This window comes from Helicobacter mustelae (assembly GCF_900476215.1).
Taxonomy (GTDB): Bacteria; Campylobacterota; Campylobacteria; order Campylobacterales; family Helicobacteraceae; genus Helicobacter_H; species Helicobacter_H mustelae.
Window position 1 is genome coordinate 1408627 of the sequence record NZ_LS483446.1, and the last position, 24349, is coordinate 1432975.

Annotated in this window: 24 protein-coding genes; 12 read left to right on the forward strand and 12 right to left on the reverse strand. The window is 41.8% G+C overall.

The window, feature by feature from the left end:
• Nucleotides 1-128 precede the first annotated feature (128 nt).
• A complete protein-coding gene (locus DQN48_RS06815) occupies nucleotides 129-1133 on the reverse strand; it encodes a Gfo/Idh/MocA family protein (RefSeq protein ID WP_013023618.1) in 1005 nt (334 codons plus the stop codon).
• A gap of 85 nt (nucleotides 1134-1218) precedes the next feature.
• On the opposite strand from DQN48_RS06815, the gene DQN48_RS06820 reads away from it, so the two are divergent.
• Nucleotides 1219-1683, forward strand: coding sequence for a tRNA (cytidine(34)-2'-O)-methyltransferase (locus DQN48_RS06820; RefSeq protein ID WP_013023619.1), 465 nt, complete (start codon nucleotides 1219-1221; stop codon nucleotides 1681-1683).
• On the opposite strand, the gene DQN48_RS07885 is transcribed toward DQN48_RS06820, so the two are convergent.
• The 5 genes from DQN48_RS07885 to ureA all read right to left on the reverse strand — a co-directional run bounded on the left by DQN48_RS07885 (nucleotide 1680) and on the right by ureA (nucleotide 5508).
• Entirely contained in the window at nucleotides 1680-1802 is a 123-nt protein-coding gene (locus tag DQN48_RS07885; RefSeq protein ID WP_258555285.1) for a hypothetical protein, read from the reverse strand. The two genes, DQN48_RS06820 and DQN48_RS07885, sit on opposite strands and share 4 nt — an antisense overlap.
• A 99-nt stretch (nucleotides 1803-1901) precedes the next feature.
• Nucleotides 1902-2609, reverse strand: a complete 708-nt coding sequence (locus DQN48_RS06830; RefSeq protein ID WP_041913399.1) for a cytochrome c biogenesis protein CcdA — start codon at nucleotides 2607-2609, stop codon at nucleotides 1902-1904.
• Nucleotides 2610-2637: 28 nt separating this feature from the next.
• Nucleotides 2638-2781, reverse strand: coding sequence for a hypothetical protein (locus tag DQN48_RS07730; RefSeq protein ID WP_170118063.1), 144 nt, complete (start codon nucleotides 2779-2781; stop codon nucleotides 2638-2640).
• 332 nt (nucleotides 2782-3113) lie between these two features.
• Complete coding sequence (gene ureB / locus DQN48_RS06835) at nucleotides 3114-4820, reverse strand: urease subunit beta (protein ID WP_013023622.1); 1707 nt, start codon at nucleotides 4818-4820, stop codon at nucleotides 3114-3116.
• Nucleotides 4821-4830: 10 nt separating this feature from the next.
• Complete coding sequence (gene ureA, locus DQN48_RS06840; protein WP_013023623.1) at nucleotides 4831-5508, reverse strand: urease subunit alpha; 678 nt, start codon at nucleotides 5506-5508, stop codon at nucleotides 4831-4833.
• A gap of 851 nt (nucleotides 5509-6359) precedes the next feature.
• On the opposite strand from ureA, the gene DQN48_RS06850 reads away from it, so the two are divergent.
• Genes DQN48_RS06850 through DQN48_RS06870 form a run of 5 tightly spaced genes read left to right on the forward strand, consistent with a single transcriptional unit; the run spans nucleotide 6360 to nucleotide 11151 of the window.
• Nucleotides 6360-7901, forward strand: a complete 1542-nt coding sequence (locus tag DQN48_RS06850; protein ID WP_013023624.1) for a DEAD/DEAH box helicase — start codon at nucleotides 6360-6362, stop codon at nucleotides 7899-7901.
• A 9-nt stretch (nucleotides 7902-7910) separates the two neighbouring features.
• Nucleotides 7911-8828: a branched-chain amino acid transaminase gene (locus DQN48_RS06855; protein ID WP_013023625.1), complete on the forward strand. Its 918-nt coding sequence runs from the start codon at nucleotides 7911-7913 to the stop codon at nucleotides 8826-8828.
• Between the two features lie 12 nt (nucleotides 8829-8840).
• Entirely contained in the window at nucleotides 8841-9914 is a 1074-nt protein-coding gene (locus DQN48_RS06860; protein ID WP_013023626.1) for a prohibitin family protein, read from the forward strand.
• Nucleotides 9914-10648 (forward strand): bifunctional phosphoribosyl-AMP cyclohydrolase/phosphoribosyl-ATP diphosphatase HisIE, encoded by a 735-nt coding sequence (hisIE, locus tag DQN48_RS06865; protein WP_013023627.1) that lies wholly within the window; start codon nucleotides 9914-9916, stop codon nucleotides 10646-10648. The genes DQN48_RS06860 and hisIE overlap by 1 nt, the downstream gene beginning before the upstream one ends.
• The gene (locus DQN48_RS06870) at nucleotides 10645-11151 is read left to right on the forward strand and encodes a DUF2393 domain-containing protein (protein WP_013023628.1); all 507 of its coding nucleotides are present in this window, start codon (nucleotides 10645-10647) and stop codon (nucleotides 11149-11151) included. The genes hisIE and DQN48_RS06870 overlap by 4 nt, the downstream gene beginning before the upstream one ends.
• Nucleotides 11152-11468: 317 nt before the next feature.
• Here DQN48_RS06870 and DQN48_RS06875 read toward each other — a convergent pair whose 3' ends face one another.
• The 3 genes from DQN48_RS06875 to DQN48_RS06885 form a co-directional block, all read right to left on the reverse strand.
• Nucleotides 11469-12899, reverse strand: coding sequence for an alanine/glycine:cation symporter family protein (locus DQN48_RS06875; protein ID WP_013023629.1), 1431 nt, complete (start codon nucleotides 12897-12899; stop codon nucleotides 11469-11471).
• Between the two features lie 106 nt (nucleotides 12900-13005).
• Nucleotides 13006-13263, reverse strand: a complete 258-nt coding sequence (locus tag DQN48_RS06880) for an HP0495 family protein (RefSeq protein WP_013023630.1) — start codon at nucleotides 13261-13263, stop codon at nucleotides 13006-13008.
• Entirely contained in the window at nucleotides 13233-13649 is a 417-nt protein-coding gene (locus DQN48_RS06885; protein ID WP_013023631.1) for a YbgC/FadM family acyl-CoA thioesterase, read from the reverse strand. The genes DQN48_RS06880 and DQN48_RS06885 overlap by 31 nt, the downstream gene beginning before the upstream one ends.
• Before the next feature lie 338 nt (nucleotides 13650-13987).
• Here DQN48_RS06885 and DQN48_RS06890 point away from each other — a divergent pair, with 338 nt between their 5' ends.
• Nucleotides 13988-15319, forward strand: a complete 1332-nt coding sequence (locus DQN48_RS06890) for a sodium-dependent transporter (RefSeq protein WP_013023632.1) — start codon at nucleotides 13988-13990, stop codon at nucleotides 15317-15319.
• 20 nt (nucleotides 15320-15339) lie between these two features.
• On the forward strand, nucleotides 15340-15573 hold the full coding sequence (locus DQN48_RS07850; protein ID WP_041913202.1) for a hypothetical protein: 234 nt from the start codon (nucleotides 15340-15342) through the stop codon (nucleotides 15571-15573).
• On the opposite strand, the gene DQN48_RS06900 is transcribed toward DQN48_RS07850, so the two are convergent.
• From DQN48_RS06900 to lysA, 3 genes are read right to left on the reverse strand one after another with little or no spacing between them, the layout of a single operon-like run.
• Nucleotides 15570-16460, reverse strand: coding sequence for a DUF2156 domain-containing protein (locus tag DQN48_RS06900; RefSeq protein ID WP_013023633.1), 891 nt, complete (start codon nucleotides 16458-16460; stop codon nucleotides 15570-15572). The genes DQN48_RS07850 and DQN48_RS06900 overlap by 4 nt on opposite strands.
• A complete protein-coding gene (gene pheA, locus DQN48_RS06905; RefSeq protein ID WP_013023634.1) occupies nucleotides 16460-17536 on the reverse strand; it encodes a prephenate dehydratase in 1077 nt (358 codons plus the stop codon). Before pheA ends, DQN48_RS06900 begins: the two co-directional genes overlap by 1 nt.
• Before the next feature lie 12 nt (nucleotides 17537-17548).
• Nucleotides 17549-18775 (reverse strand): diaminopimelate decarboxylase, encoded by a 1227-nt coding sequence (gene lysA / locus DQN48_RS06910; RefSeq protein WP_041913203.1) that lies wholly within the window; start codon nucleotides 18773-18775, stop codon nucleotides 17549-17551.
• A 275-nt stretch (nucleotides 18776-19050) separates the two neighbouring features.
• Between lysA and DQN48_RS06915 the strand changes: the two genes are divergently transcribed.
• From DQN48_RS06915 to gmd, 4 genes are all read left to right on the forward strand, one after another.
• On the forward strand, nucleotides 19051-19347 hold the full coding sequence (locus DQN48_RS06915) for an ATP-dependent Clp protease adaptor ClpS (protein WP_231843986.1): 297 nt from the start codon (nucleotides 19051-19053) through the stop codon (nucleotides 19345-19347).
• 9 nt (nucleotides 19348-19356) lie between these two features.
• The gene (locus DQN48_RS06920; RefSeq protein WP_013023637.1) at nucleotides 19357-21546 is read left to right on the forward strand and encodes an AAA family ATPase; all 2190 of its coding nucleotides are present in this window, start codon (nucleotides 19357-19359) and stop codon (nucleotides 21544-21546) included.
• Complete coding sequence (locus tag DQN48_RS06925) at nucleotides 21540-22907, forward strand: mannose-1-phosphate guanylyltransferase/mannose-6-phosphate isomerase (RefSeq protein ID WP_013023638.1); 1368 nt, start codon at nucleotides 21540-21542, stop codon at nucleotides 22905-22907. The genes DQN48_RS06920 and DQN48_RS06925 overlap by 7 nt, the downstream gene beginning before the upstream one ends.
• A 161-nt stretch (nucleotides 22908-23068) precedes the next feature.
• Nucleotides 23069-24178 carry a GDP-mannose 4,6-dehydratase gene (gene gmd, locus DQN48_RS06930; RefSeq protein WP_013023639.1) on the forward strand — a complete coding sequence of 370 codons (1110 nt, stop codon included), beginning with the start codon at nucleotides 23069-23071 and terminating at the stop codon, nucleotides 24176-24178.
• Nucleotides 24179-24349 lie beyond the last annotated feature (171 nt).

Consider the following 24349-nt stretch of genomic DNA (forward strand, 5'->3'; position numbering starts at 1 on the left):
GATGAATCTCAAGGAGTCAGGAAGCTTGAAAATTTCCCCAAACTCTGGAGTGAATTTGTGTTTGGGGAATTAATAGGAGTGCAGGGGTTTTAAAAACCCTTGAGGATTTTGAGGCAGATTTAAAAAAATCAAATTTTTGAGGCAGAGATTTTTTCTAATGCATGCAGAATTCTTAGCACATGCTCTTCATCAAGCAGACCTTGATCGCGTGCGCGGATTTTTATGCCAAATTCCTCCACTGAGGTATCTAGTGCCAACTTTCCCGTGACTTTAGGAAAGCTTGTAGAGCCGATTTTATACTCCACCATTTTTTGATAAAGTCTTGGCGTATCAAATTCATCCTTGACCACCACCCCAGAGTCAAATAGCGCGATTTTATCGCTTTTGGTTTCATCATAAATAATGCTTTTCTCCTCCCCTCCTATAATCATCTCGCGGACCTTTATGGGGCTTAGCCAGGACACATTGATGGTCACAATCACTCCACTTTCTAACTCCAGATTGATATTTGCTAATGCATCATTGGGATAGTTTTGATACTTGCGCGCAAATACCTCTGCATTTTTAATCTCTAACCCAATCAAATAATCGATGATGCTTAGATCATGGATTGCCAAATCCCAGATCACATCCACGCTGTTTTGGAATAGCCCGAGGTTGATTCGCCTTGCATTGATATAGACGATATTCCCAAGCAAAGAAATATGCTGCTTTAGCCAGCGCACTGCAGGCGCATGCAAAAAAATATGATCACAATGCAAAATCAAAGATTTTGCCCTAGCCAAATCATAGAGCTCTCCTGCTTCTTTAGAGCACATGCAAAGGGGTTTTTCCACAAAAATATGCTTATTGGCCTGCAATGCATTTTTGGCGATGGCATAATGACTCTGGGGTGGAGTAATGATGAAAAGCACTTCAATCTCCTCATCTGCCAAAATGCAATCAAGGCTTAAATATTCCTTGAAATCATAGAGCTTTTTTGCCTCCCTTCTCTGCCCAAGATCGAGATCAAAAATCGTATGCAGCTCAAAGATAGTGCTATTTTGCACCGCTCTTGCCACATTGCGCCCCCAATATCCATAACCAATAATTGCTGCTCGCACATCCACCTCTTTTTTCGTGGATTTTATCAAAATTCAAAGATTTTAAAAAATTTCTCCCCCACTTGCACAGAACAAAGAAATCCGATAGGATTGCTTTTTATTTTAGGAAAATGAAATGATTCATATTGTTTTGATAGAGCCTAGAATTCCACAAAATACTGGAAATATCGGCAGATTATGCGTGGCAGCAGGGGCAAGGCTTCATCTGATTCATCCTCTGGGTTTTTCCATCGATGAAAAGGCGCTAAAACGCGCAGGGATGGATTATTGGAGGGTTCTTGATCTTAGGGAATGGAAAAATTTGCAGGAATTCTGGGAATCTCATCCCTTTGACCATAAGCATTTTTTACTCAGCACAAAGGCCAAAAAAATTTATTATGAAGCACCTTTTTGCAGGGAATGTTTCTTGTATTTTGGGAGGGAAGATGCCGGGATAGATTCAGGGATCTTGCAAACATATGCCAAGCAGGTCTACAAAATCCCTATGCAAAAAAACATCCGCAGCATCAATCTTGCCACAAGCGTAGGCGTGGTGCTCTATGAGGCAATAAGACAGAATGAAATCTATCTAGATTTTTAGTGCAAATATTTTTTTAGCACCTCAAGATCCTTTTCTATCAAGGGCAATTCCCTGGGCATTTCCCTCTTGCAGCCCTGGGTTTTTTTATCCTCCAAAGAATCCAAAAATTTCCTCTTCATTTTGGATCCCTTTTGATATCCATGATCGCATTGATGCTCAGGGGGAGTTTTTTGTGCATGAGCAAACATTAACAAAAACAAGAAAAACAAAATCCTCAATTACATACCTCCAAAAATATCTAGCCAATCCCCAATGATTCCCACACCAAGGGCGATCAGCAATAATCCTGAACAAATCTCAACCGCGCGAAAGTAGCGTTTCATGCGATCTAGCAGCCTGAAAGATTTTTGAATCAATAAAGCCACCAGCAAAAATGGTACCCCAAGCCCAAAAACATAGGCAAGCATGAGAAAGAGGCCATAATTTTGCTGCGTACTAGAGAGAAGCACGATGCTTGTGAAAATAGGGCCAATGCAAGGGGTCCAACCCAACGAAAAACTCACCCCAAGAATGAAGGGAGAGAGAAATTTTGAGAATTTTTTCTGCGAGCCAAGTTGATAATTCTTGCTCTTATACAACCAAGAAAAGCGCAGGACCCCCAAGAAATGCAGACCAAATAAAATCACAATTCCCCCAGCGATTTGTTTGAGCCATACAGGAGCCAGGACATGGATGATCTTTGCCATAGATGCACCAAGCAATACAAACACCAAACCAAAACCCAGCACAAAGCAGCAGGCCTGCAAAAACAGCAGGAAGTCTGAATGCGTATTTTTGACATTTTGCAAACTCTGTCCAGAGATATAAGACATATACGCAGGAATCAATGGCAGAATGCAGGGGCTAATAAAAGTCAAAATCCCCGCCAAAAACGCCGCAACAAAAGGTGCACTTTCAAAAATATTCCCCAACAAATGTTCCATGATGATTAAACCCAATGAAATATCACAGAAATCATAACACAAACAAATCGCTTTTTGCAATCTGAGAATACCATAGAAAAATCTCTAGTCTGGCCCGCCCACTCGCGCAAAAAATGCCTGACATCACCATGGCCACAACATTGGAGAGATTGCACAGGGATTTTCGTGAATTCATGTGTGGATTTGTGAAAAATTGTGAAAACTTTTGAAGTTTTATATGAAATCTAAAGAGATTTTAAAAAGATTTTATAGCACTCAAAACCCTGAAGAAAATTAGAATAATTCCTAATAAATATTGAAGCTTCATAGTAAATTTATGGAAGTTATATGGAGAATTTGTTAGGATTTGCAGAGGGGAATGTGGAAAATTTAGAGAGGGGGTATAAGAGCCTATGTGAAAAGCATTATGAGATTTGTATGGAATTTATGAAAGCCCCCTCCTCCTTTGAGGATTTAAGGAGAAGAGGGGGGATGGATATGAGACTCTCTCAAAAGAAACAAGGGGGGTTAGAAGAATGTATAGCGGCTAGCCAAAGCTACTTCAGTAGCAGGTTTGGAGGTGCAGAGTTTGCCATTTACAAAAACTTCAAAGGTTTCAGGATTCACAGTGATTTTGGCTGTGGTGTTATTGAATTTGAAATCTTTTTTGGTGACATTACGGCAATTTTTGACGGGCAAAACCTTTCTTTCCAAGCCAAGTTTTTCTTTGATGCCATTTTCGTAAGCGACTTTAGAGACAAAAGTGATGCTTGTGTCAAATTTCGCCTTTCCATGATGTCCAAACATTTCACGGTAATAAACAGGTTGCGGAGTCGGCACAGAAGCGTTGGAGTCACCCATTTCAGAGAATACCACCATTCCGCCCTTGATGATGATTTTGGGTTTTACACCAAAGAATGCAGGATTCCAAACCACCAAATCAGCGATTTTGCCCTCTTCTACAGAGCCGATGTATTCGCTCACGCCATGAGTGATGGCTGGGTTGATGGTGTATTTAGAGATATAGCGCTTGATGCGGAAGTTGTCATTATCCCCCTTTTCTTCTGTCAAGCGACCAAATTCTTTTTTGTTTTTGTCAGCAGTTTGCCAGGTTCTAGGGATCACCTCTCCTGCGCGCCCCATTGCTTGAGAGTCAGAGCTAGTCATTGCAATCACACCCATATCATGAAGCGTATCCTCAGCTGCGATAGATCCAGGGCGGATGCGGCTTTGGGAGAATTGCAAATCCTCGCGGATGCGCTTATCCAAGTGGTGGCAAGTCATGAGCATATCCAAGTGCTCAGCAACTGTATTGATCGTATAAGGAATAGTAGGAGTGGTAGAAGAAGGGAGAATGTTCACTTCACCAGCCATGGTGATAACATCAGGAGAGTGTCCTCCTCCTGCACCCTCAATGTGATAAGCATGGATCGCGCGTCCATTCATCGCTCTGAGTGTGTCATCTACATAACCTGCTTCATTTACAGTATCAGTGTGGATGCAAACTTGTACATCATACTCATCAGCTACACTAAGGCAGTGATCGATTGCACTTGGTGTTGTACCCCAGTCTTCATGCAATTTAAATCCAATCGCACCCGCTTTTACTTGCTCTACCAATTGAGCGCGGCTAGAGCTGTTTCCTTTGCCCAGAAGGCCCACATTCATCCCATACTCTTCAGCAGCACGCAGCATGCGATGCAAATTCCACACACCTGGGGTGATCGTAGTCGCATTTGTACCATCCACAGGGCCTGTACCGCCACCAAACATGGTTGTAACGCCATTGGCTAGGGCTGTGGGGAATTGTTGAGGAGAGAGGAAGTGTGTATGGCTATCAATCCCACCAGCAGTGATGATCATACCCTCTCCTGCAAGCGCTTCTGTGCCTACACCAACGACCATATGAGGAGTGACGCCATCTTGCATATCCTTGTTGCCCGCTTTTCCAATGCCATGGATCTTGCCATTTTTGATTCCAATATCTGCTTTGTAAATCCCAGTGTAATCGATGATAAGGGCATTGGTGATGACCAAATCTAGTGTGTTTTCATCTGGGCTATTACTTTGTCCCATACCCTCGCGGATGGTTTTACCCGCACCAAATTTGAGCTCTTCACCATAGACGGTGTAATCATGCTCCACCTCTGCCCAAAGGTCCGTATCACCAAGGCGTACTTTATCGCCAGTTGTGGGGCCATAAGTATTAACATATTCTTGTCTTTTCATTTTCATGGGAATCTCCTTACTTGATAAATCCGTGATGTTTTGCTTTTTCTAGAGCTTTTTGTTTATGTAGATCATCTGCGATACCATTCAAAAGTCCATTCATTCCGATAATTTTTTTGCTACCACCAATTGGAATGAGATGCACTGTCTTGGTTTCCCCTGCACCGATGCGCAGTGTATTTCCAGAAGGAATATCTAAGCGCTTTCCATATGCTTTTTCGCGATCAAATTCCAAAGCTCTGTTAGCTTCAAAGAAATGGAAATGGCTTCCCACGTGCAAAGATTTAGGCCCCTTATTTGTAACTTTCAATTCTGTAATCTCTTTTCCTGCATTGAGTTCAATATCCTTGTCAGAAGCAAACTTAATCTCGCCTGCTTTGAAATCATCTGGTTCAATTGGCCAATTCACAGTCACAAGCTTTGTGCCATCTGGGAAATTGGCTTCTACTCCTAGATCGGGTACCATATTGCCTACGCCTGGCATAACCTCATCCTTTTTCAAGAAATGCACGCACTCTTCCATAAGTTGGGCTACAGTTTTTTTGCCGCGGCGCGCTTCATCCATAATATGAGCACTAATATAAGCAATCGCTTCGGGTTGATTGAGCTTTAAGCCCTCTTCCTTACGCTTTCTGGCCACCTCTCCTGCATAATACAACAAGAATTTTTCTTGTTCTTTAGGTGTTAGTTTCATCTGTGTTCCTTTCTCTAAAGTTTTGAACGCAAATTGCAAATTGCAAAATTGCAGGGTGATTATAATGAAAATCTTGATACTTTGTATTAACTTTTTTAAAAAAGTATTATTTAGTAATAATTTATATCAAAAATTATTACAATTTTAGTGTGGAAAAAATGATAATTATTAATTATTTATGGATATTTTGTGAATAAAAAATTCATTTACAATTTTTGTAATTTTTTCTACACGGCAAAAGTCTTAACTACGTTTTCAAAGATCTACAAACATCGCAAAAAAACCAGTAAAACAAGAGGATCAACAAAGGCAGGAAAAATCCTTGCAAACCACAGTAATATTGGCTTTGTTAGGAGGTTTAATGGCAGGGATGCAAGCTTTTGGGTTCTCAGGGTGTGAGGATTTCAAGTCAATTTTACACACACATTGCATTTTAGGGGTCTGCTATCAAAAAACAAAATCCCCTCCATAATGCTAAATCCAACAAACCCAGCCAATTCTCCTCACACTCTACCGCGCTCAATCACCCACTCTCTTGCCAATCCCAGAGGGACACCCATTTGGACGCAATCATCATAAAAGTCCATTAAATTTTGTTATAATGCCAGTCACGTTTGAATTGTTGCTTATCGCAGCGGCTTTGACAAATCCGCAGAAAGATAAGCCCAAAAATACAAATCATTGCTTGGCTTTTGACTTTTTGCGTCTTTGATATTCCATGCAGAATGAACGAGATGTTTAATGCTGCCAAAGATTAGAGCGGCTAAGGCCAACTTATAGTATATACCAAGCATCATCAATTCGTTTTTTCTTTAAGAATGTGATTTGTAAAATTAACCTTAGGTGCTCTTATGACAAAAAATAACAAAAAAAACAATATGACGGGGGTTTTGGATGCGGAGGGTTTTGAGAATCTCGGACTTTCCAAAACCGTACTCAAAGGGGTTTTGGATGCGGGTTTTCGTATGCCCACTCCTATACAGGAGCAGGCCATCCCTGCGATTTTACAAGAGAGAGATGTCATCGCCCAGGCCCAAACTGGCACGGGAAAGACTGCAGCCTTTACCCTACCCATCCTTGAGATGCTTCATCACAATCAAAGCATCGAGGCACTAATCATTACACCCACAAGAGAGCTTACTATGCAAGTAAGCGATGAAATCTACAAGCTTGGTCGCCCCAAAAACATCAAAACTGTTTGTGTTTATGGCGGGCAAAGCATCAAGCGCCAATGCGAACTCCTAGCCAAAAATCCCCAGATCATGGTCGCCACCCCAGGGCGTCTGCTAGATCATCTCAAAAGCGGCAGACTCGATAACTTCACTCCGCGCTTTGTAGTTCTTGATGAGAGCGATGAGATGCTAGATATGGGATTTTTGGATGATATCGAAGAGATTTTCAATTATCTGCCAAATAACATCCAAGTGCTTCTATTTTCTGCCACGATGCCAGAGGCCATCAAAAAACTCGCGCAAAGAATTCTCCACAATCCCATCCACATCAAGATCACACCCACTGCCAACATGACGAATTTGGATGTCACGCAATATTATTGTGTCATTGGCGAGGGCGAGCGCCAAGAGGCCTTGATGCGCATTCTAGACACAGAAAACATCTACAAAAGCATCATCTTTACTCGCACAAAAAAAGAAGCTGATGGCTTATATAATTTTTTGGAAGCGCGGGGCTACAAGGCAGGGACATTGCATGGGGATATGGAACAGCGCGATCGCAGGGCAGCGATTTTGGATTTCAAAAAATGTCACTACAAAATTCTTGTGGCCACAGATGTGGCAAGCAGAGGGCTTGACATCAGCGATGTGAGCCATGTGTTCAATTATCACATACCCACCAATTCCGAAGTCTATGTGCATCGCATCGGGCGCACAGGGAGGGCGGGCAAAAAAGGCAAGGCCATTACCTTTGTCACTCCCCTGGAATTCAAAGATCTCAAAAAAATCCAGGAAGATGTGGGAAGCAAGCTAGAAATCTATGAAATTCCCCACATGCCTCAAAGCCCCAAAACCTTCGTCAACAAAGTGCTACAGACCAAGATTCACAACAGTGCTCTAGAGATTCTAGAATCCCTCAAAGAATATTTGGATTCCACACAAATCATCCTCAAGCTTTTAAGCATGCAGATGGAGGGACAATCCATCGGACTCTCCAAAGAGGATATTGAAAAAATGCACAGAGACATCACAAAGCAAGGCAAAGAGAGCAGGGAAGAAAAAGAAGGCAAAAAAAGAAAGAAAAGGAAGAAAAGAGGCAAGGGAGAAAAAGAAGGGAGAGAGGGCAAAGAGGAGCCAAGGGGCAAGAAACCCAGAGAAGAGAAAAACAGCCAAGAGCGCAGACAAAAATCTGCTAATTCGCAGACAAAAAAAGCAAAATAGGAAATATTCATGAAAGAAGCAAAATATATTTGGAAAGATGGGAAGCTTGTTACGTGGAAGGATGCAACCACACATGTATTGAGCCACACCCTGCATTACGGGAATGCCGCATTTGAAGGAACAAGAGCCTATCTCACAGAAGAAGGATTGGCAATCTTTCGCCTACAAGACCACACCAAGAGATTATTAAATTCTTGCAAGATCACTGCCATAAAATGCCCCTACACCCAAGAGGAGCTAGAAAATGCACAGATTGAACTGCTGCGCGCAAATACCTATGAGGGAAATGTCTATATCCGCCCTCTGATTTATCTGGGCTATGGAGTGATGGGCATAGACTACCGCAAGGCCCCTGTAAATGTAGCTATTGCCGCATGGGAGTGGGGTGCATACCTAGGAGAGGAAGGGCTAGAAAAAGGCATTCAAGTCAAAACAAGCTCCTTTACTCGAAGCAGCACTAAATCCATCATGGGAAAGGCAAAAATCGCAGGAAATTATTTGAATTCCCAAATGGCTAAATATGAAGCGCTGCAATCAGGATTTGAAGAGGCCTTATTGTTGGATGATAACGGATTTGTCGCAGAGGGGAGTGGAGAATGCTTCTTCATCGTGCGAAATGGCAAACTCATCACCCCTCCAAATGACAATTCCCTGGAATCCATCACGCAATTAACCGTAATGGAACTGGCAAAAGATTTGGGCATTGAGGTTTTGCAGCGCCACATCACCCGAGATGAGGTCTATATAGCAGATGAGGCATTTTTCACAGGGACTGCTGCAGAGATCACACCTATTCGTTCTTTGGATTATCGTGAGATTGGCAGCGGATCTCGTGGTGCACTCACCGCCAAACTCCAGAGTCATTTTTTTGATGTTGTCATGGGGAAAAATCCAAAATACAAACACTATTTAACCTACATTCGTTAAGGAGGGCCAATCATGCCAATTGATCTAAACGAGCATCTCAAAAGAAAAACACAAAATAACAGCGGCAATGAAATGAAGGATGAACTGCCTCAAAAGGGCAAAAAACCTGGTCTTGACAATCAATTTTTTAGCAAAAATATGACCTTACTCATCGCTGCAGTCATCATCATTGCAGGGCTTTTTATCCTGCGCCCATTTGTTGTCATCAATTCTGGTGAAGTGGGAATCAAGGTCACTGCTGGGGAATATGACAAAATTCCACTACAGCCAGGAATTCGATTTTTCATCCCCTTGATACAAAAAATCATTATTGTAGATACAAAGGTTCGGGTGATTAATTTTTCTAGCACTGAAAATATGGGGGTTTTAGGAAAAAACCAAAATATCTATCATAATGAGGCAATTAATGTAATGGATTCTCGCGGGCTTACTGTATCCATTGAACTCACCGTTCAATACCAACTCGATGCACAAAATGCCTCTCTCACGCTAGCCACCTATGGACAAGGGTGGGAGCAAATCATCATCAACCCCATCGTGCGTGATGTTGTGCGCAATGTGATCGGACGCTATCCCGCAGAAGATCTGCCCACGAAGCGAAATGAGATTGCCAAACTCATAGATGAGGGGATCCGCAATGATATTGCCAAGCGAGAAAATCATCCTGTGGAGTTGAGTTCTGTGCAGCTGCGAGAAATTGTTTTACCACCAAAAATTAAGGAACAGATTGAAAAAGTACAGATCGCACGCCAAGAGGCTGAACGCGTACGCTATGAGGTAGAAAGAAGCAAGCAAGAAGCAGAAAAAATGGCAGCCCTTGCCAAGGGAGAAGCCCAGTCCAATCGCATCAAAGCACAAGGAAGTGCAGATGCAGTGCTCATCCAAGCCAAGGCCAATGCCAATGCCAATAAGGCTATTGCAGAAAGCCTCAATGACCGCTTATTGCGATTGCGCGAAATCGAGACACAGGGCAAATTCAATGAGGCGCTCAAAGAAAACAAAGATGCACAGATCTTCTTAATGCCTGGAGGTGCAGTGCCCAATCTCTGGGTAGACTCCAAGAAAAAAGCAGCAAGCGCTCATTAATGCAAAAGTTTATTACTCAGCTAGATTGGAGAAAATCTCCCCTCATCCCCGCAATCATTCAAGATGATGAGAGCCTTGAAGTTTTGATGTTGGGATTTGTTAATCAAGAAGCTCTAAGTCTAAGTCTAGAGACAGGGTTTATGCATTATTTCTCTCGCTCCAAAAATCGCATTTGGAAGAAGGGGGAAAGCAGTGGGTGCTTCCAAAAAATCAAAAATATCAAGCTGGATTGCGATCGTGATAGCCTACTTGTCTGTGTAGAACAAGTGGGAAGCGCCTGCCACACAGGGGAGCGCAGCTGCTTTTTTAGAGAACTAAAAAATGATGCAGACAATACAATCTCACTAGATTGCGCTTACAAAAAAGAAACTCTTCTTAAAGATTGTGATACGCAAAAAAACTCGCACACAAACCAAGAAAATGCCATTCTCGATACGCTTTATCACATATTGCTAGAACGTAAATTTTCCTCCAGCAGCACTTCTTACACTGCCTCACTTTATCAAAAAGGCATCAACACCATTTGCAAAAAAATCACCGAGGAAGTGGGAGAGCTGGTCTGCGAAATCAAAGATGAAGAAAAAGAAAAAATGATTTATGAGACTGCGGATGTGTTTTATCACATCTTTGTAGCACTTGCTTATTATAATATCCATCCAGAAAATATCCTACAAGAACTCAAAAGACGCTTTGCATTTAGTGGCATAGAGGAGAAAAATGGCAGAAAATCATGATTGATTCCATCTATAGCACCCTTTATAATATCGATATTCCAATGCTTGTTGTTCTTGGCATTTGCGTGCTATTTTCTCTTTTGTTTTTACTGGTGGGAATTGCTCTTTTTAAGAGGCGCTTTTTTCCTAGCTTTTTCTTTCTGCTATCCCTTCTCTCTCTTTTTTCTGCGCCATTTTTCATCGCCTACGGTTCAAAAAAATTCCTTTTCAAAACCACAATCCTACACAATCAATCTCGCCCTCTGATGTTTAGCGATTCTTTTCTCATTCATCTTTCTTTTCGCAATGATGGCTATAGAAAAATCAAGCACTGCATGATTACCATATCCCCTAAGCGCGAAAAAAATCTGCGCAACCAATTGCTAGATATTTTTAAGCCGCTGGAGAGATCTTATTATGTTTTTAGTGCAGACATATCCCCTCATGCAGCCAAACAAATCCAGACCATCATCCCTTATTTTATGCGTGAGCATGCCTTCAAATTGATTCTAGATTGCAGATAAAGGGCTGTGTGTCAAGAAAAAAAGAGAGGGGAGTCTTGGGAAGGATGGCAGAAATCATGACTTTTGACAAATGTTTTTTCTAGCATTGAGCAATGGGTGCAACCCTTGAGCAAGCGGCTAGATGTGAGAGCGATTTAGAAAGAACGGGATAATCTTTATTAACGCAATGCTTGAATCCATTTCATGCCCTATCCCTTATTTTGGCAGTTGAGTTTTTTGTCTAAGGCTTTTTATAAATCTAGGTTTGAATTTTTAAAAATCCCTAGACTCATCAAGCAGACTTTTCACAATCCTCACAGTTGGATTCTCACAACCCCTCAATCCCAGCATTCTGCGTTCTTGATTCCCATTTTTTTGGCGCTGAATTTTGGCTCAATCCCCTGTTTTTTCTGCTGCAAATAATCGCGTAGCACCTTATGCACAATGTTGGACAAGAACAAAATGGCTATGATATTCAATGTCGCCATAAATGCCATCAAGATGTCTGCGATAGTCCAAGCAAGCCTCAAATTCATTTGAGCGCCTACAAAAACCATCAAAACAGCACTGGCCTGAAAAATTCGCATTACCAATTTAGACTTGGTGAGATATTTGATATTTGCCTGCGCATAGTAATAATTGCCAATCAAAGAAGTCAGCGCAAAGAGCACAATCGCAGCGGTGACAAAATACAGACCAATGGAGCCAAAATACTCCTGCATCGCACTTTGCACTAAAGGGATGGCTGTGAGCTCCTGACCCTTACCCACAAAAGAAGTAGAAAACAACACCAAAAATGCCGAGCTAGAGCACACCACCACATCAATAAATACACTTAGTGCCTGCACAAGCCCTTGATTTACAGGGTGGTTGGTGTGCGCAGCAGCAGCAGCATTAGGCGCAGAGCCCATGCCGGCCTCATTAGAAAAGAGTCCGCGCTTAATCCCAATGACAATCGCACTCCCAGCAAATCCGCCAAAAATCGCCTTGAAATCAAAAGCATCAGCCACAATATCACGAATTACTGTTGGAATTTTTTCAAAATTTAGTGCCACAGCAATAAGGGCAAGCAAAATATAGGCGAATGCCATGTAAGGAACGACAAAAGAACTGACCTTACCAATGAAATGACTTTTGCTAAAAAACATCAATGCAGAAAAAAGTGCTAAAACCACGCCAATATAAAGCGGCCATTCACTTTGCGCAAAGCTCACTCCCTGGGCTTTGTAATACACTCCAAATGCCGAAGTCATTGTATAGGACTGCAAGCCATTGAAACCATAGGCATAGGTGAGAATCAAAACAATGGCAAACAAAACCCCCATCCAGTGCATCCCCAATGCCTTTTTCATATAATACGCGGGCCCCCCCTTGAATCCATTGCCATCGCGAGTCTTGTACACTTGGGCCAAAGTGCTCTCTGCAAATGCACTCGCTCCGCCAAAAAATGCAGTCACCCACATCCAAAACACAGCTCCCTGACCTCCCACTGTAATGGCAAAGGCGATCCCTGCGATATTCCCAATCCCTACTCTAGAGGCAGTAGAAATCATCAATGCCTGAAAGGGGCTTATATGCTCATCATTCTTTTGGTCTGCGTGGGTTTTTTTGAATGTCACCCTGATGCTCTCTGCAAACAAGCGAACCTGGACAAACCCCAGACGAAAACTATAAAAAATCCCAGCGATTACCAAAAGCACTGCAAGGTAATAGGTGTAGAGAAAATCATCCAGCTTATCCAAGTAGCTAAGAACCCAAGAAAAATCCATGGAGCCTCCAAAATAACAGACAAAATATCTAGATTATACAAAGCGATATTGCAAAAACCCAGCAGCACATAGGGGAAGAATCGCAATCAAGTTACCAAATGTAATATTAAATCACCATCTTTACTTGTGGGATTTTGGTGAGTTTTTGGAAGATCTCATCGCGTATTTTTTCACTCGCCACCTCCACTATAAGATGCAGAGAAACAAAGCGGCCATTGGCGGAATGATTGGCAATTTCTAGTTGATATTCCCCCTCAATAATCTCAAAAACCGCCATCACAACAGCCTGCTCCTGTGTTGCAATGATTCGATACTCCCATTTGCAGGGGTAGTCTATCCTTGGTCTGTCTTGCGTGCGCCCCATGAAATCACCTCCAAAAAATCTTGTGGAATCCTATGTGCCCTACCCCGCTGTGTGTACACAAGCTTTGCCTCCATGAAAAAAACCTCCTGCCTACAAGTGCTATGGCTTTGCATTTCATAGATTTTGTAGATCCGATGAGCTACGGTGAGGGAGCTTTTTGTAGTTTCTAGCAATTCCAATTCCACCTCTATTTTGTCGCCTAGATGCAGGGCGGCATGATAGCGAGCGTTCAAAGAATGCACAACAAAGCCACCATCTTCACCCTGTGGGCTGAGATTTTTTTCAAAAAACAGCGCACTGCGCGCCCGCTCACAGAATTTCAAATAATTACCATGATAGACAATTCCCCCACTATCAGTATCCTCATAATAAATACGCATCTGCATTCTCAAACTCCTAAAATCGTGATTTTATAACGAATTTTTGAATCTCTGACTATTTTGCCACTTTTCACAAGAGGGAATTTTTGCACGGGCCGTGGTTTTTTCTAGCGTTTCATGGTTTTTCACGAGAGATTTTTCGTAGTTTTTAACAAGAAGTTTTCCCTGTTCTCCCGAGGAATACTGAAGTTTAATGGAAGTTTAAATTTTTTTTTGATACCCTCTAAGCTCTGTTTAAACTCTGTTGAAATATCTTTTTTTGAAAATCTTTTTTCACAATTTTGAGAGTTCTAGAGGTCTAGCACACTAATAAAAATATTTTTTAAGATTCATAAGGATGATAAATGAATGATTTTTCCAAATTAGGATTTATTTTAGCAACACTTGGAAGTGCTATTGGTCTAGGGCATATTTGGCGTTTTCCTTACGTGGCAGGCACAAGTGGTGGTGGAGCATTTGTGTTACTATTTTTGCTCATTGCCTTTGTGATTGGAGTTTCCATGCTGATTGCTGAAATGATTATAGGCAATCGCACAAAAACCAATCTTCAAGATGCATTTGTAAAACTTGATAAGAGTAAAAAAAAGAGATGGAGGTGGGCAGGAATCATTCTCATTGGCGGGCCTACGATTCTTACTTTTTATTGCATAGTACTAGGCTGGGTGCTTTATTATCTCTTTGCTATCAGCCTTGATTTGCCCTCCACCATAGAAGAGTCTAGAGCCACCTTTGAAAATCTCGTTACGGCCAATCTCACCACACAGATTTTGGGATTTGGCGCCGTTGTGGCCATCACTGGCTATTTTGTATCTCGTGGGGTCAAAAGCGGCATCGAGTCACTCAATTTTATTTTGATGCCACTGCTTTTTATTATCTTCATTGGACTTTTATTCTATGCTATGACGATGCCTCATTTCCCACAGGGCTGGCATTATATGTTTGACTTTGATTTTAGCAAGATTAATAGCACCGTCTTAGTCAATTCCCTAGGCCAGGTGTTTTTTTCACTATCCATCGGTGCAGGCACGATCATCACCTATGCTGCTGCCACAGAAGAAAAACAAAATCTCTTTGCTAGTGCCATGTGGGTAGTAATTCCAGGCATTATGATTTCCCTCATCGCAGGAATTACGATCTTTACTTTTGTATTTGAATATGGCGCACAGCCAGATGGTGGTCCAGGACTAGTATTTGTTACACTACCCTTGGTTTTTTACAAAATGGGGATTGTGGGGCATGTAATCTGTGCGCTCTTTATGATAGGACTTGCATTTGCAGGGATCTCTAGCACTGTTTCCCTACTAGAACCCGCGGTCAAATGGATGGAAGATAAAACACGTTTGAATCGTTTTCAATCCTCTTGGCTTCTGTCATTTTTGATTTTCGTTGTAGGGGTGGTACTCATCTTCTCACTCAATAAAGACTACAGTAGCATGCTTAGCATTAAGGGCAAAAGCCTCTTTGATGCGATGGATTGGCTGAGTGCAAATATTATTATGACGCTTGGCGGACTGGCCTCTTGTATATTTGTGGGCTGGGGGATCAAAAAAGAGCGCTTGAGGGAGTTCACAAGCCATTATTTAAATCCCGCGATTTTTGTCTTTTGGCTATTTTGCCTGCGCTACCTAGCCCCCATTACTGTGCTTACGATTCTTGTTTATAATCTTTTGCACTAAGAATTGCACGGCAAAAAGCTGTGCAAACCTATTACAGACAGGACCCTCAAAATCTAAAGGAGAACTACATTGAAGCGTGCATAAAAAACAAAGATGAAGAGATTTTAGAAATTCAAAAATCTCTGAAAACTACAGGGGGCAAAAGCAATACATGGAGCCCAGAAACCCCCTATCAAAAAACTAAACCACAGAAATCCAGAAAAATCCAAAATTTCAAAAATCTTGGCCATAAAAGCGCAGGCAAAAGTGCTTAGCGCTCAAAGAGAATCTCGTATTTATCTACCAAAAACGCAGGATTGTAACTCATCTTTGCCTTCCTAAGCCCCTCAATCCCTAAATCCTCTTCACGATTGGCATAAGAGAGTTCACAAAAGGCATTTGCTAGGAATTGCTGATTGATGATTTGATAAGCGCCTGTGTAGTCAGGATTGGCCTTCTCGATGTGGATGACTGCAGCCCTCTGAGAAATACGCTCCCCAAAGCTAAAGGCAATAATCTCTCCATCCACGCGAACAAGCCCACCCTCAATGCCAAGCCCCTCCCAATGACTCAATGCATCACAAATCCCTCGATGCTCATTTTGCAAGCCAATACTAGGATCCTCCTCATCCTCAAACCACTTCTGCGCAGCTTCAAGTACTTCTGGCGCATTTTGCGCAGTGATTGGCTCATAAACAAAGCCTGGATAAGTCTGCAAAAACCGATTGAGGTGATTTTTCTTTTTGTGGTATTTTCTCCCAGTAAGAGCAATAAGCTCAGGAATGTGATAGACATAATCACTGCGATCGCGATTGAGGGTGGAGCGAAATTGACCAGAAAAATGCTCCTCAAAAAACTCCAGGGCATGCTTTTCTAAAGAGTGAAATTCTAAAATCTGATTCTGATGAGATGAGTGATGGCGCAGTGCCTCTATAGAAGAGAGTTTGTCTCCCGCACCAATGGGAAAGAAATAATAAGGATTTTCCCCGGGATAGGTCGTTTGTATCACCAGGCAATCAGACACGATTGCATAGGCGATTTTTCTAGCCTTGCGCCAGAGATAGAGATTTGCAAAGCTAATATCTGAAATCATAAAATCTTCTTGCCCCAAATAGCCTAAAATCTCCTGGCGATCCCCTAATTCTACTTCCTTAAATTCCATCACATCTCCTTTGTATTCACATAGCTTCCCAGCCATTTCAATTCCTTGAAACGCTTTGCAAAGAGTGCTGCCACGTTCTCATCTTCTTTATGCCCCTCAAAATCGATATAAAATCCAAAATCAAAGTCTTCTCCCGTCTTGATTGGACGGGAATCAATTTTGGAGAGATTGATGCCATGGTCACGAAAATCCTGCAAAAGCCCAAGCAAAGCCCCTGGCTCATGGAAATTCTCCAATGTCGCAAAGACGCTGGTTTTGTCCTTTCCACTAGGGGAATTATAAAAATCACTAATAACAATAAAGCGCGTTTTGTTGCGGCTGGAATTTTGGATATTTTCAAATAAAATGGGGAGATTATAGAGTTTTGCAGCAATTTTTGAGCAAATCGCGCTAGAATTCTTTTCTTTTTGCGCGAGTTGTGCAGCCCTTGCGGTGGAATCCACAGGCACACATTCCATGTCTATAAAATTATGAGATTTGAGAAATTCATCGCATTGCCCAAAAGCGATGTCCTTAGAATAAATCCGGCGGATTTGACCCAAATCTTCGCACTGACTGGCAAAGGAATGATGAATGGGCAGGATGATTTCTGCAACGATCTTTAGGGGACTTTGGGCGAGCAGATCAATGCTATCGCCCACCATGCCATTGGCATTATTTTCAAGGGGGATCACGCCATATTTTGCATGCCCAAGCTCTAGGGCGCTAAATACTGCATAAATGCTGCTCATGCTCAAATATCTGCTCATCGCACCAAATCTCTCTTCAGCAGCCTGATGAGTATAACTCCCCACAGGCCCCAAAAAAGCAACCTTTTCTGGTAATTCCAGATTCCTAGAGATCGCAAAAATCTCTTGGAAAATTGCATCAATTGCCTGAGAATTGAGATGTCTTGTTGGGATCTTGTGCAAACACTCCAAAATCGCCCTTTCTCTCTCGGGGCGATAGATGTTTGCTCCCTGCTTGATTTTTTCTTTGCCAATCTCTAACACAGCCTCCATGCGCGCATCTAGCAATTCTAAAATCCTGGCATCTAGCCTATCGATTTCCTGGCGACATTTCTCAATCTTATCCATCTATTTGCCTGCTCACTTTTGCCTATGGTTCAAAAATTCCAATTCATCACGAATCAGGAATTCTAAGCTCTCTCTCCTGCGCAATAAAAACACCCCTTCTTTTTGCACGCCCACCTCAGCACAACGCCCCCGAGTATTGTAATTGCTGCTCATGCTAAAACCATAGGCTCCTGCATTTTCAAAAATCACAAAATCTCCTGCGTGCATGGGTGGCAATTCTATATTTTTTGCCAAAAAATCCGCACTCTCACAAATAGGCCCTACGACATCTGCCAAGCTCAATTCCCCCTCTTCTTTTCTCTGCTTTATGACACTCACTCCATGATGAGCATCATAAAGACTAGGGCGCAAGAGATCATTCATGGCTCCATCCACAATGACAAAGCGCTTTTTTGGTGTATGCTTTTCATAAAGCACCTGTGTCACCAAATATCCACTATTCCCCACGATGGAACGCCCTGGCTCACAGATAATAGTCACATCTAGGCCGCTAAGTTTTGACAAAATGCTCTGGGCGTAGTCATGGATGTCAAACACCCCCTCATCCTTGTAACAAATCCCCACTCCTCCTCCAACATCAAAAAATTTCAAATCAATACCAATGGCCACCAATCCTCTTGCAAAATCCGCAATTTTTTGAGTGGATTGAGCGATGGGATCTAGTTGTGTGAGCTGACTGCCAATGTGAAAATGCACCCCTATGGGCTGCAAGAAATCTGATTTATGCGCATAGAGATACATCCTCCTTGCCTCTTCCATCTCTACGCCAAATTTATTTTCACTCAGTCCCGTAGAAATATAGGGATGGGTTTTTGGATCGATGTTGGGATTTACGCGAACGGAGATGCGAGCAATAGATCCAAGCTCTTTTGCCACAGCCTCGACACGCAAAAGCTCTGCATAAGATTCGACATTGATGAACAAAATCCCAATTTTTAGCGCCTCTTTTATCTCACTGTCTTTTTTCCCCACCCCGCTGAAAATAATGCGATAGGGCTTAATTCCTGCTAAAATCGCGCGTTTGACTTCACCAATGGATACACAATCCGCCCCGCCATCAAGTTCTGCAATAATCTTAATCACACTCAAATTTGAATTTGCCTTGAGTGCGTAGCAAATCAAGCTCTTGCGCCCACTAAAAGCATCCTTGTACGCCAAAAAATTTGCTTTGATTTTCTCCATGTCATACACATAAAGCGGCGTTCCATAATCCTCTGCCAATTGTTGAAAATCAAACATTGCACTTCCCAAATAATTCTTAAATTTTGGCTATAATTCTAGCCAAAAACTTTGAGATAAAAGTGAACTTAAATCATGAATTCCTATCCTGTCTTACTTGCTATGATTGTGTCAAATTGCCTTTGCTTGCTTAACTCATTGTCCGTTTACAAAAAGGTCACACAAACAAAGCCAGAGGCTAGAGTTCATGGGGGCAAAACGCGGTCAAAAACTCAAGGATTTCTCCCCCAGATTTCCCCAAACAATCCAATCTCAAACATACAAAGGGCATGGCAATGGCGCTAACCTCTTCCCAAGAAATGACACTAACTAAAATCAGTGAACCCATTATGGCATCTGTAATTATCTTGAATGACGACTATACTCCTATGGATTTTGTAATCAACATCTTGATGAGTGTTTTTGAAAAAAATCAAGATCAAGCCACGCAAATCATGCTAGAAGTCCATCACAAAGGAAGCGGGGTCTGTGGGATCTATCCCTATGATATTGCGGAATTAAAATTGCAAATTGCACGAGAAAAAACCAAAACCGCACAGCTTCCCCTGCAGCTAGAACTCCAAATATTATAGGTTAGGATTATGGAAAGTCTTTTGAGTCCAGAGCTCACTAAAATCATCAATCACTCCGTGCAGTTAAGTAAAAAAATGCAGCATAATGTGCTCACCATTGAGCATATTTTTTTGGCTCTGTTAGAAGATCCCCAGGGAGAAAATCTACTCAAGAATTGCGGCCTAGATACAGAAAATGCCAAAAAAATCCTTTCCCAATATCTCATAAAGCACATTCCTATCACTCCGCATTCTAGCAATAGCATTCCTCATCAAACCCCTGCCCTAGAGCGCGTATTTCTCAATATGGTAAATCATGCCAATTCCTCCAATCAATCCCAGATTAATATCGAGGATTTTTTGATCTTTACCTTGGCTGAAGAGCAGAGCTATAGCGCGCTATTGCTCAAAAGCTATGAAATAGAAAAAACCCAGATCCTAGAGGCTGCAAATTTCACAAAAGAAGAAGATCAACTCGAGCAATATGCCAAAAATCTCAACCACCTTGCCAAAAAAGGCAAGATTGACCCCATTATTGGAAGAGAAAAAGAAATTTTGCGTGCGAGCGAGGTTTTGTGCAAACGCAAGAAAAATAATGTAGTCCTAATCGGGGAGCCAGGAGTGGGGAAAACTGCGATTGCTGAGGGGATTGCACTAAGCATCACACAAAAAACCTGTGCGCCTAGTTTGAGAAAGTTTGAAATTTTTGAGCTAGATCTTGTGGGAATGGTGGCAGGCACTAAATACCGAGGAGATTTTGAAAAGCGCTTAAAGGGTGTGTTAAAAACGATACAAAAAAGAAAAAACGTTGTCCTATTCATCGATGAGATTCACATGCTAGTGGGGGCAGGCAGCACTGGGACAAGCAACATGGATGCAGCAAATATCCTAAAGCCCCTCCTCTCTAGCGGAAATCTTCGATGCATCGGAGCAACAACCTTTCAAGAATATAAAAATTCCTTTTCTAGAGACAAGGCCCTAAATCGCAGATTCATCCCCATTGAGGTGCTAGAGCCAAGCCCAGAGACTTGCTATGAGATCTTAGAAAAAGTAGCTCCTTTGTATGAGAAACATCATAATGTCACTTACAGCAAGGATGCGCTAAAAGCCTGTGTGGATCTCTCCAATCTCTATATCACAGAGCGCTTTTTGCCAGATAAGGCCATCGATCTCCTTGATGAAGCGGGCGTAAATCTCCAAAACAAAAAACACAAAACCATCACAAAAATCCAGATCCAGCAGTCTTTAGCGCGCTTTGTCAACATCCCTCAAAACATCCTAAAATCCGATGAAAAAACCCTCTTAAAAAGATTAGAAAAAACCCTGCAGAGTAAGATTTTCTCCCAAGAAGAAGCGATTCAAAAAATCACCTCTGTCATCAAAATCAACAAAGCAGGGCTTAGCGATCCCAAAAAGCCCATCGGAAGTTTTTTGTTTGTGGGTGCCAGTGGAGTAGGGAAAACCGCACTTAGCATTGAACTAGCAAATGCACTAGGGATTGCCTTTCATCGCATTGATATGAGCGAGTACATGGAAGCTCACAGCATTTCTAAACTTATTGGCGCACCCAGTGGTTATGTGGGGTTTGAACAAGGTGGGATCTTGGTAGATATGATCCGAAAATCTCCGCATTGTGTGCTCTTGCTAGATGAGATTGAAAAGGCCCATCCTGATATCTTCCACCTGCTCTTACAAGTCATGGATGATGCAAGACTGAGTGATAATCAAGGAAATAAAGCAGATTTTAAAAATGTCATTTTAATCATGACCTCCAATGCAGGTACAAATGAAAATCAAAATATGGGCTTTAATGCCACAATCAAAGATAAGCAACAAACAGCAATTAAAAATCTTTTCACCCCAGAATTTCGTGGGAGATTGGATGCCATCGTGCATTTCAACTCCCTTACCATCAAGGACTATCAAAACATCACCAAAAAATATATTACAGAACTCAATGCCACGCTAAAAGATCGCGCACTCAGCCTATCTCTAGAACCCAGCGCACTTGTTTATATCGCAAATCTCGCACTCGATCCCATGCTAGGCGCAAGAGAAATCAAAAAATTCATCAACAACAACATCAAACCACAACTCAGTGAAATTTTGTTATTTGAAAAACTGAAAAAAAACACATCGATTAAAATCTGCCTAGAGCAAGATGCAATCCTGCTCAAAAAAGAAGAACCCCATGATGAAAAAAACGAGGCTCCATGCTAAGAATTGTGATTTTATGTGGTGGAAGTGGGACAAGACTCTGGCCCCTATCTCGAGAAAATTTTCCCAAACAATTCCATAAGCTTTTTGGTGAATCCTCTCTTTTCCAAAAAACCCTCTTGCGCAATCTTCCCCTAAAAAATCTCTACACAGATGCAAAAATCGAAGTGGTCAGCAATGAGCAGTATTATTTTTTATTACAAAATCAAAGCGCAGAAATTGGGGTGGAGATTTCTTCTTTTATTTGTGAGAGTGTTAGCAAAAATACTGCCGCTGCCATTGCATTTAGTGCCTTTCATGCCAAGCCTAGTGATATTTTATTAGTTTTGCCAAGCGATCACCTAATCCTTGATTCTAAAAGCTATTTAGAACATATCCACAAGGCCATAGAAATCGCGCAAAATGGCTATTTACTCACTTTTGGCATCACCCCTAAAGAGCCTCATACAGGCTATGGCTACATACAATCCCATCAAGGCATCGTCAAGAAATTTATCGAAAAACCTGATCTTAAGCATGCCAAAGAATATTATAAAGCTGGGGATTTTTATTGGAATAGTGGGATGTTTTGCTTCCAGGCAAAGGTATTTTTACAAGAGCTAGAGTGCTATGCCAAAAACATTTATGATCACGCAAAAGAGGCTTATTTGCATGCACGCAAAGATTCTCCTGGGATTTTGGTTCTACCAAAGGAGCAAAGCCAAAAAATTCCAAGCAACAGTATTGATTATGCGGTTTTAGAAAAAAGCTCTAGGGTGTATTGTCTTGCTTCTGATTTTTCTTGGAATGATGTAGGGAGCTTTGATTCCCTGCAGTCTTGTGTGGAAAATACTCCCATTGTCACAGAATCTAGCAGCAACAACTTCGTGCTAGCCAACAAACTCGTTGCCATGATTGATGTAGAAGACCTCATTGTCATAGACACACAAGACTCCATGCTGATTGCCAAAAAAGGATCCAGCCAAAAAGTAAAAAACATCCTTCCCAAAATCAAACAAGTCGCCCCAGAACTCACACAAAACCATCAATTCACCTACCGCCCATGGGGAAGTTATCAGGTCTTATTAGAAACCCCTACCTACAAAATCAAACAAATCGTTGTAAAACCACAATCCCGCCTAAGCTTGCAGAAACATTTTCATCGCAATGAGCATTGGATTATTGTCAGTGGCACCGCACAAATTACATTAGAATCTGATACTTTTGCACTTCATCCCAATGAGTCCACCTACATCCCCATGGGGAAAACCCATCGCCTAGCAAATCTAGGTAAAATCGATCTTGTTGTGATTGAAGTGCAAATCGGGGAATATTTGGGCGAGGATGATATTGTGCGCATTGAGGATGATTTTTCTCGCAAATAATGCTTTTAAAAACTTGTCTTAGGCTCTAACGCACTTTTTTTGCTGCAAATCTTACTCCATGCATTTGTGTGCCATTTTTTAAAACAAACCCTCTGAGCGCCGCTGCAAGGGATAAATCCTATCTATGCTATAATTTTCCGCACAAAAATCAAGGAAAAAACATGAAGAGAGCTCTTATTACAGGCATCACGGGGCAAGATGGCGCATACCTTGCAGAATTCCTGCTAAAAAACAATTATGAAGTCCATGGCATCAAACGTCGTAGTTCGTTATTCAACACAGATAGAATCGATCATCTTTATCAAGATCCTCATGTGCAAAACCGAAATTTCTTTCTCCATTATGGAGACATGACAGATTCCATGAATCTCACTCGCATCATCCAAGAAGTGCAGCCTGATGAAATCTATAATTTGGCCGCGATGAGTCATGTGGGAGTGTCTTTTGAAACCCCAGAGTATACCGCAAACGCTGATGGCATAGGAACACTCAGGATCCTAGAAGCTGTGCGCCTACTCAATCTTGCTCAAAAAACCAAAATCTATCAAGCCTCTACAAGCGAACTCTATGGACTTGTGCAAGAGATTCCTCAAAATGAAAAAACTCCTTTTTATCCTCGCTCTCCCTATGCTTGTGCCAAGCTTTATGCTTATTGGATTACTGTGAATTATCGCGAGGCTTATGAAATTTTTGCCTGCAATGGAATTTTATTCAATCATGAAAGCCCTATCCGCGGAGAGACATTTGTGACTCGAAAAATCACGCGCGCAGCAGCAAAGATCGCTCTAGGACTCCAAGACAAGCTCTATTTAGGCAATCTTTCTAGCAAGCGAGATTGGGGGCATGCAAAAGATTATGTACGAATGATGCATATGATCTTGCAAGCTCCAAAAGCACAAGACTATGTAATTGCTACAGGAATTACTACAGAGGTGAGGGAATTTGTAAAAATGGCATTTCAAGAGCTTGGCATCCAATGTGAATTTGTAGGCGAGGGAATTGAAGAAAAAGGCATAGTAAAGGCTTGTTTGGGGGATTATCAATTGCCCAAGGGCAAGCAAATCATAGCCATAGATCCGCGTTATTTCCGTCCTACAGAAGTAGATTTGCTCATTGGCGATGCAAGCAAGGCTAGAGAAGAGCTCGGCTGGATCCCTGAATATAATCTCAATATGCTCATCAAAGAAATGGTACAAAGTGATCTTTTATTGATGCAAAAAGAAAAGCTTTTGAAAGATTCTGGTTATCCCGTTATGTCATATTTTGAATAAAGTGCTTGTTTTTTAGATGAAGTTCTTATTTTTTAAGAGCGCTGCCACTTCTCCCTCTCCCCTTATTCATACAATGCGTGCAGCCACCTCGCGAGTCGCTTTCACACCTCACCCATGGGGAGAAGTGGGGCTATAACTTAGATATTTCACTTGGCTTTTTATTTGGATAAC

Bases quoted from the DNA above. Each gene is read 5' to 3' on its own strand.
- lysA (WP_041913203.1), bottom strand. From the start codon at position 18,775: ATGTTTGATTTTCAACAATTGGCAGAGGATTATGGAACGCCGCTTTAT.
- ureB (WP_013023622.1), bottom strand. From the start codon at position 4,820: ATGAAAATGAAAAGACAAGAATATGTTAATACTTATGGCCCCACAACT.
- DQN48_RS06860 (WP_013023626.1), top strand. From the start codon at position 8,841: ATGCCAATTGATCTAAACGAGCATCTCAAAAGAAAAACACAAAATAAC.
- DQN48_RS06875 (WP_013023629.1), bottom strand. From the start codon at position 12,899: ATGGATTTTTCTTGGGTTCTTAGCTACTTGGATAAGCTGGATGATTTT.
- hisIE (WP_013023627.1), top strand. From the start codon at position 9,914: ATGCAAAAGTTTATTACTCAGCTAGATTGGAGAAAATCTCCCCTCATC.
- DQN48_RS06925 (WP_013023638.1), top strand. From the start codon at position 21,540: ATGCTAAGAATTGTGATTTTATGTGGTGGAAGTGGGACAAGACTCTGG.
- DQN48_RS06890 (WP_013023632.1), top strand. From the start codon at position 13,988: ATGAATGATTTTTCCAAATTAGGATTTATTTTAGCAACACTTGGAAGT.
- DQN48_RS06920 (WP_013023637.1), top strand. From the start codon at position 19,357: ATGGAAAGTCTTTTGAGTCCAGAGCTCACTAAAATCATCAATCACTCC.
- DQN48_RS06870 (WP_013023628.1), top strand. From the start codon at position 10,645: ATGATTGATTCCATCTATAGCACCCTTTATAATATCGATATTCCAATG.
- DQN48_RS06850 (WP_013023624.1), top strand. From the start codon at position 6,360: ATGACAAAAAATAACAAAAAAAACAATATGACGGGGGTTTTGGATGCG.
- DQN48_RS06885 (WP_013023631.1), bottom strand. From the start codon at position 13,649: ATGCAGATGCGTATTTATTATGAGGATACTGATAGTGGGGGAATTGTC.
- gmd (WP_013023639.1), top strand. From the start codon at position 23,069: ATGAAGAGAGCTCTTATTACAGGCATCACGGGGCAAGATGGCGCATAC.
- DQN48_RS07885 (WP_258555285.1), bottom strand. From the start codon at position 1,802: ATGAAGAGGAAATTTTTGGATTCTTTGGAGGATAAAAAAACCCAGGGC.
- pheA (WP_013023634.1), bottom strand. From the start codon at position 17,536: ATGGATAAGATTGAGAAATGTCGCCAGGAAATCGATAGGCTAGATGCC.
- DQN48_RS06880 (WP_013023630.1), bottom strand. From the start codon at position 13,263: ATGGGGCGCACGCAAGACAGACCAAGGATAGACTACCCCTGCAAATGG.
- DQN48_RS06915 (WP_231843986.1), top strand. From the start codon at position 19,051: ATGGCGCTAACCTCTTCCCAAGAAATGACACTAACTAAAATCAGTGAA.
- DQN48_RS06855 (WP_013023625.1), top strand. From the start codon at position 7,911: ATGAAAGAAGCAAAATATATTTGGAAAGATGGGAAGCTTGTTACGTGG.
- DQN48_RS06820 (WP_013023619.1), top strand. From the start codon at position 1,219: ATGATTCATATTGTTTTGATAGAGCCTAGAATTCCACAAAATACTGGA.
- DQN48_RS07730 (WP_170118063.1), bottom strand. From the start codon at position 2,781: ATGAATTCACGAAAATCCCTGTGCAATCTCTCCAATGTTGTGGCCATG.
- ureA (WP_013023623.1), bottom strand. From the start codon at position 5,508: ATGAAACTAACACCTAAAGAACAAGAAAAATTCTTGTTGTATTATGCA.
- DQN48_RS06900 (WP_013023633.1), bottom strand. From the start codon at position 16,460: ATGGAATTTAAGGAAGTAGAATTAGGGGATCGCCAGGAGATTTTAGGC.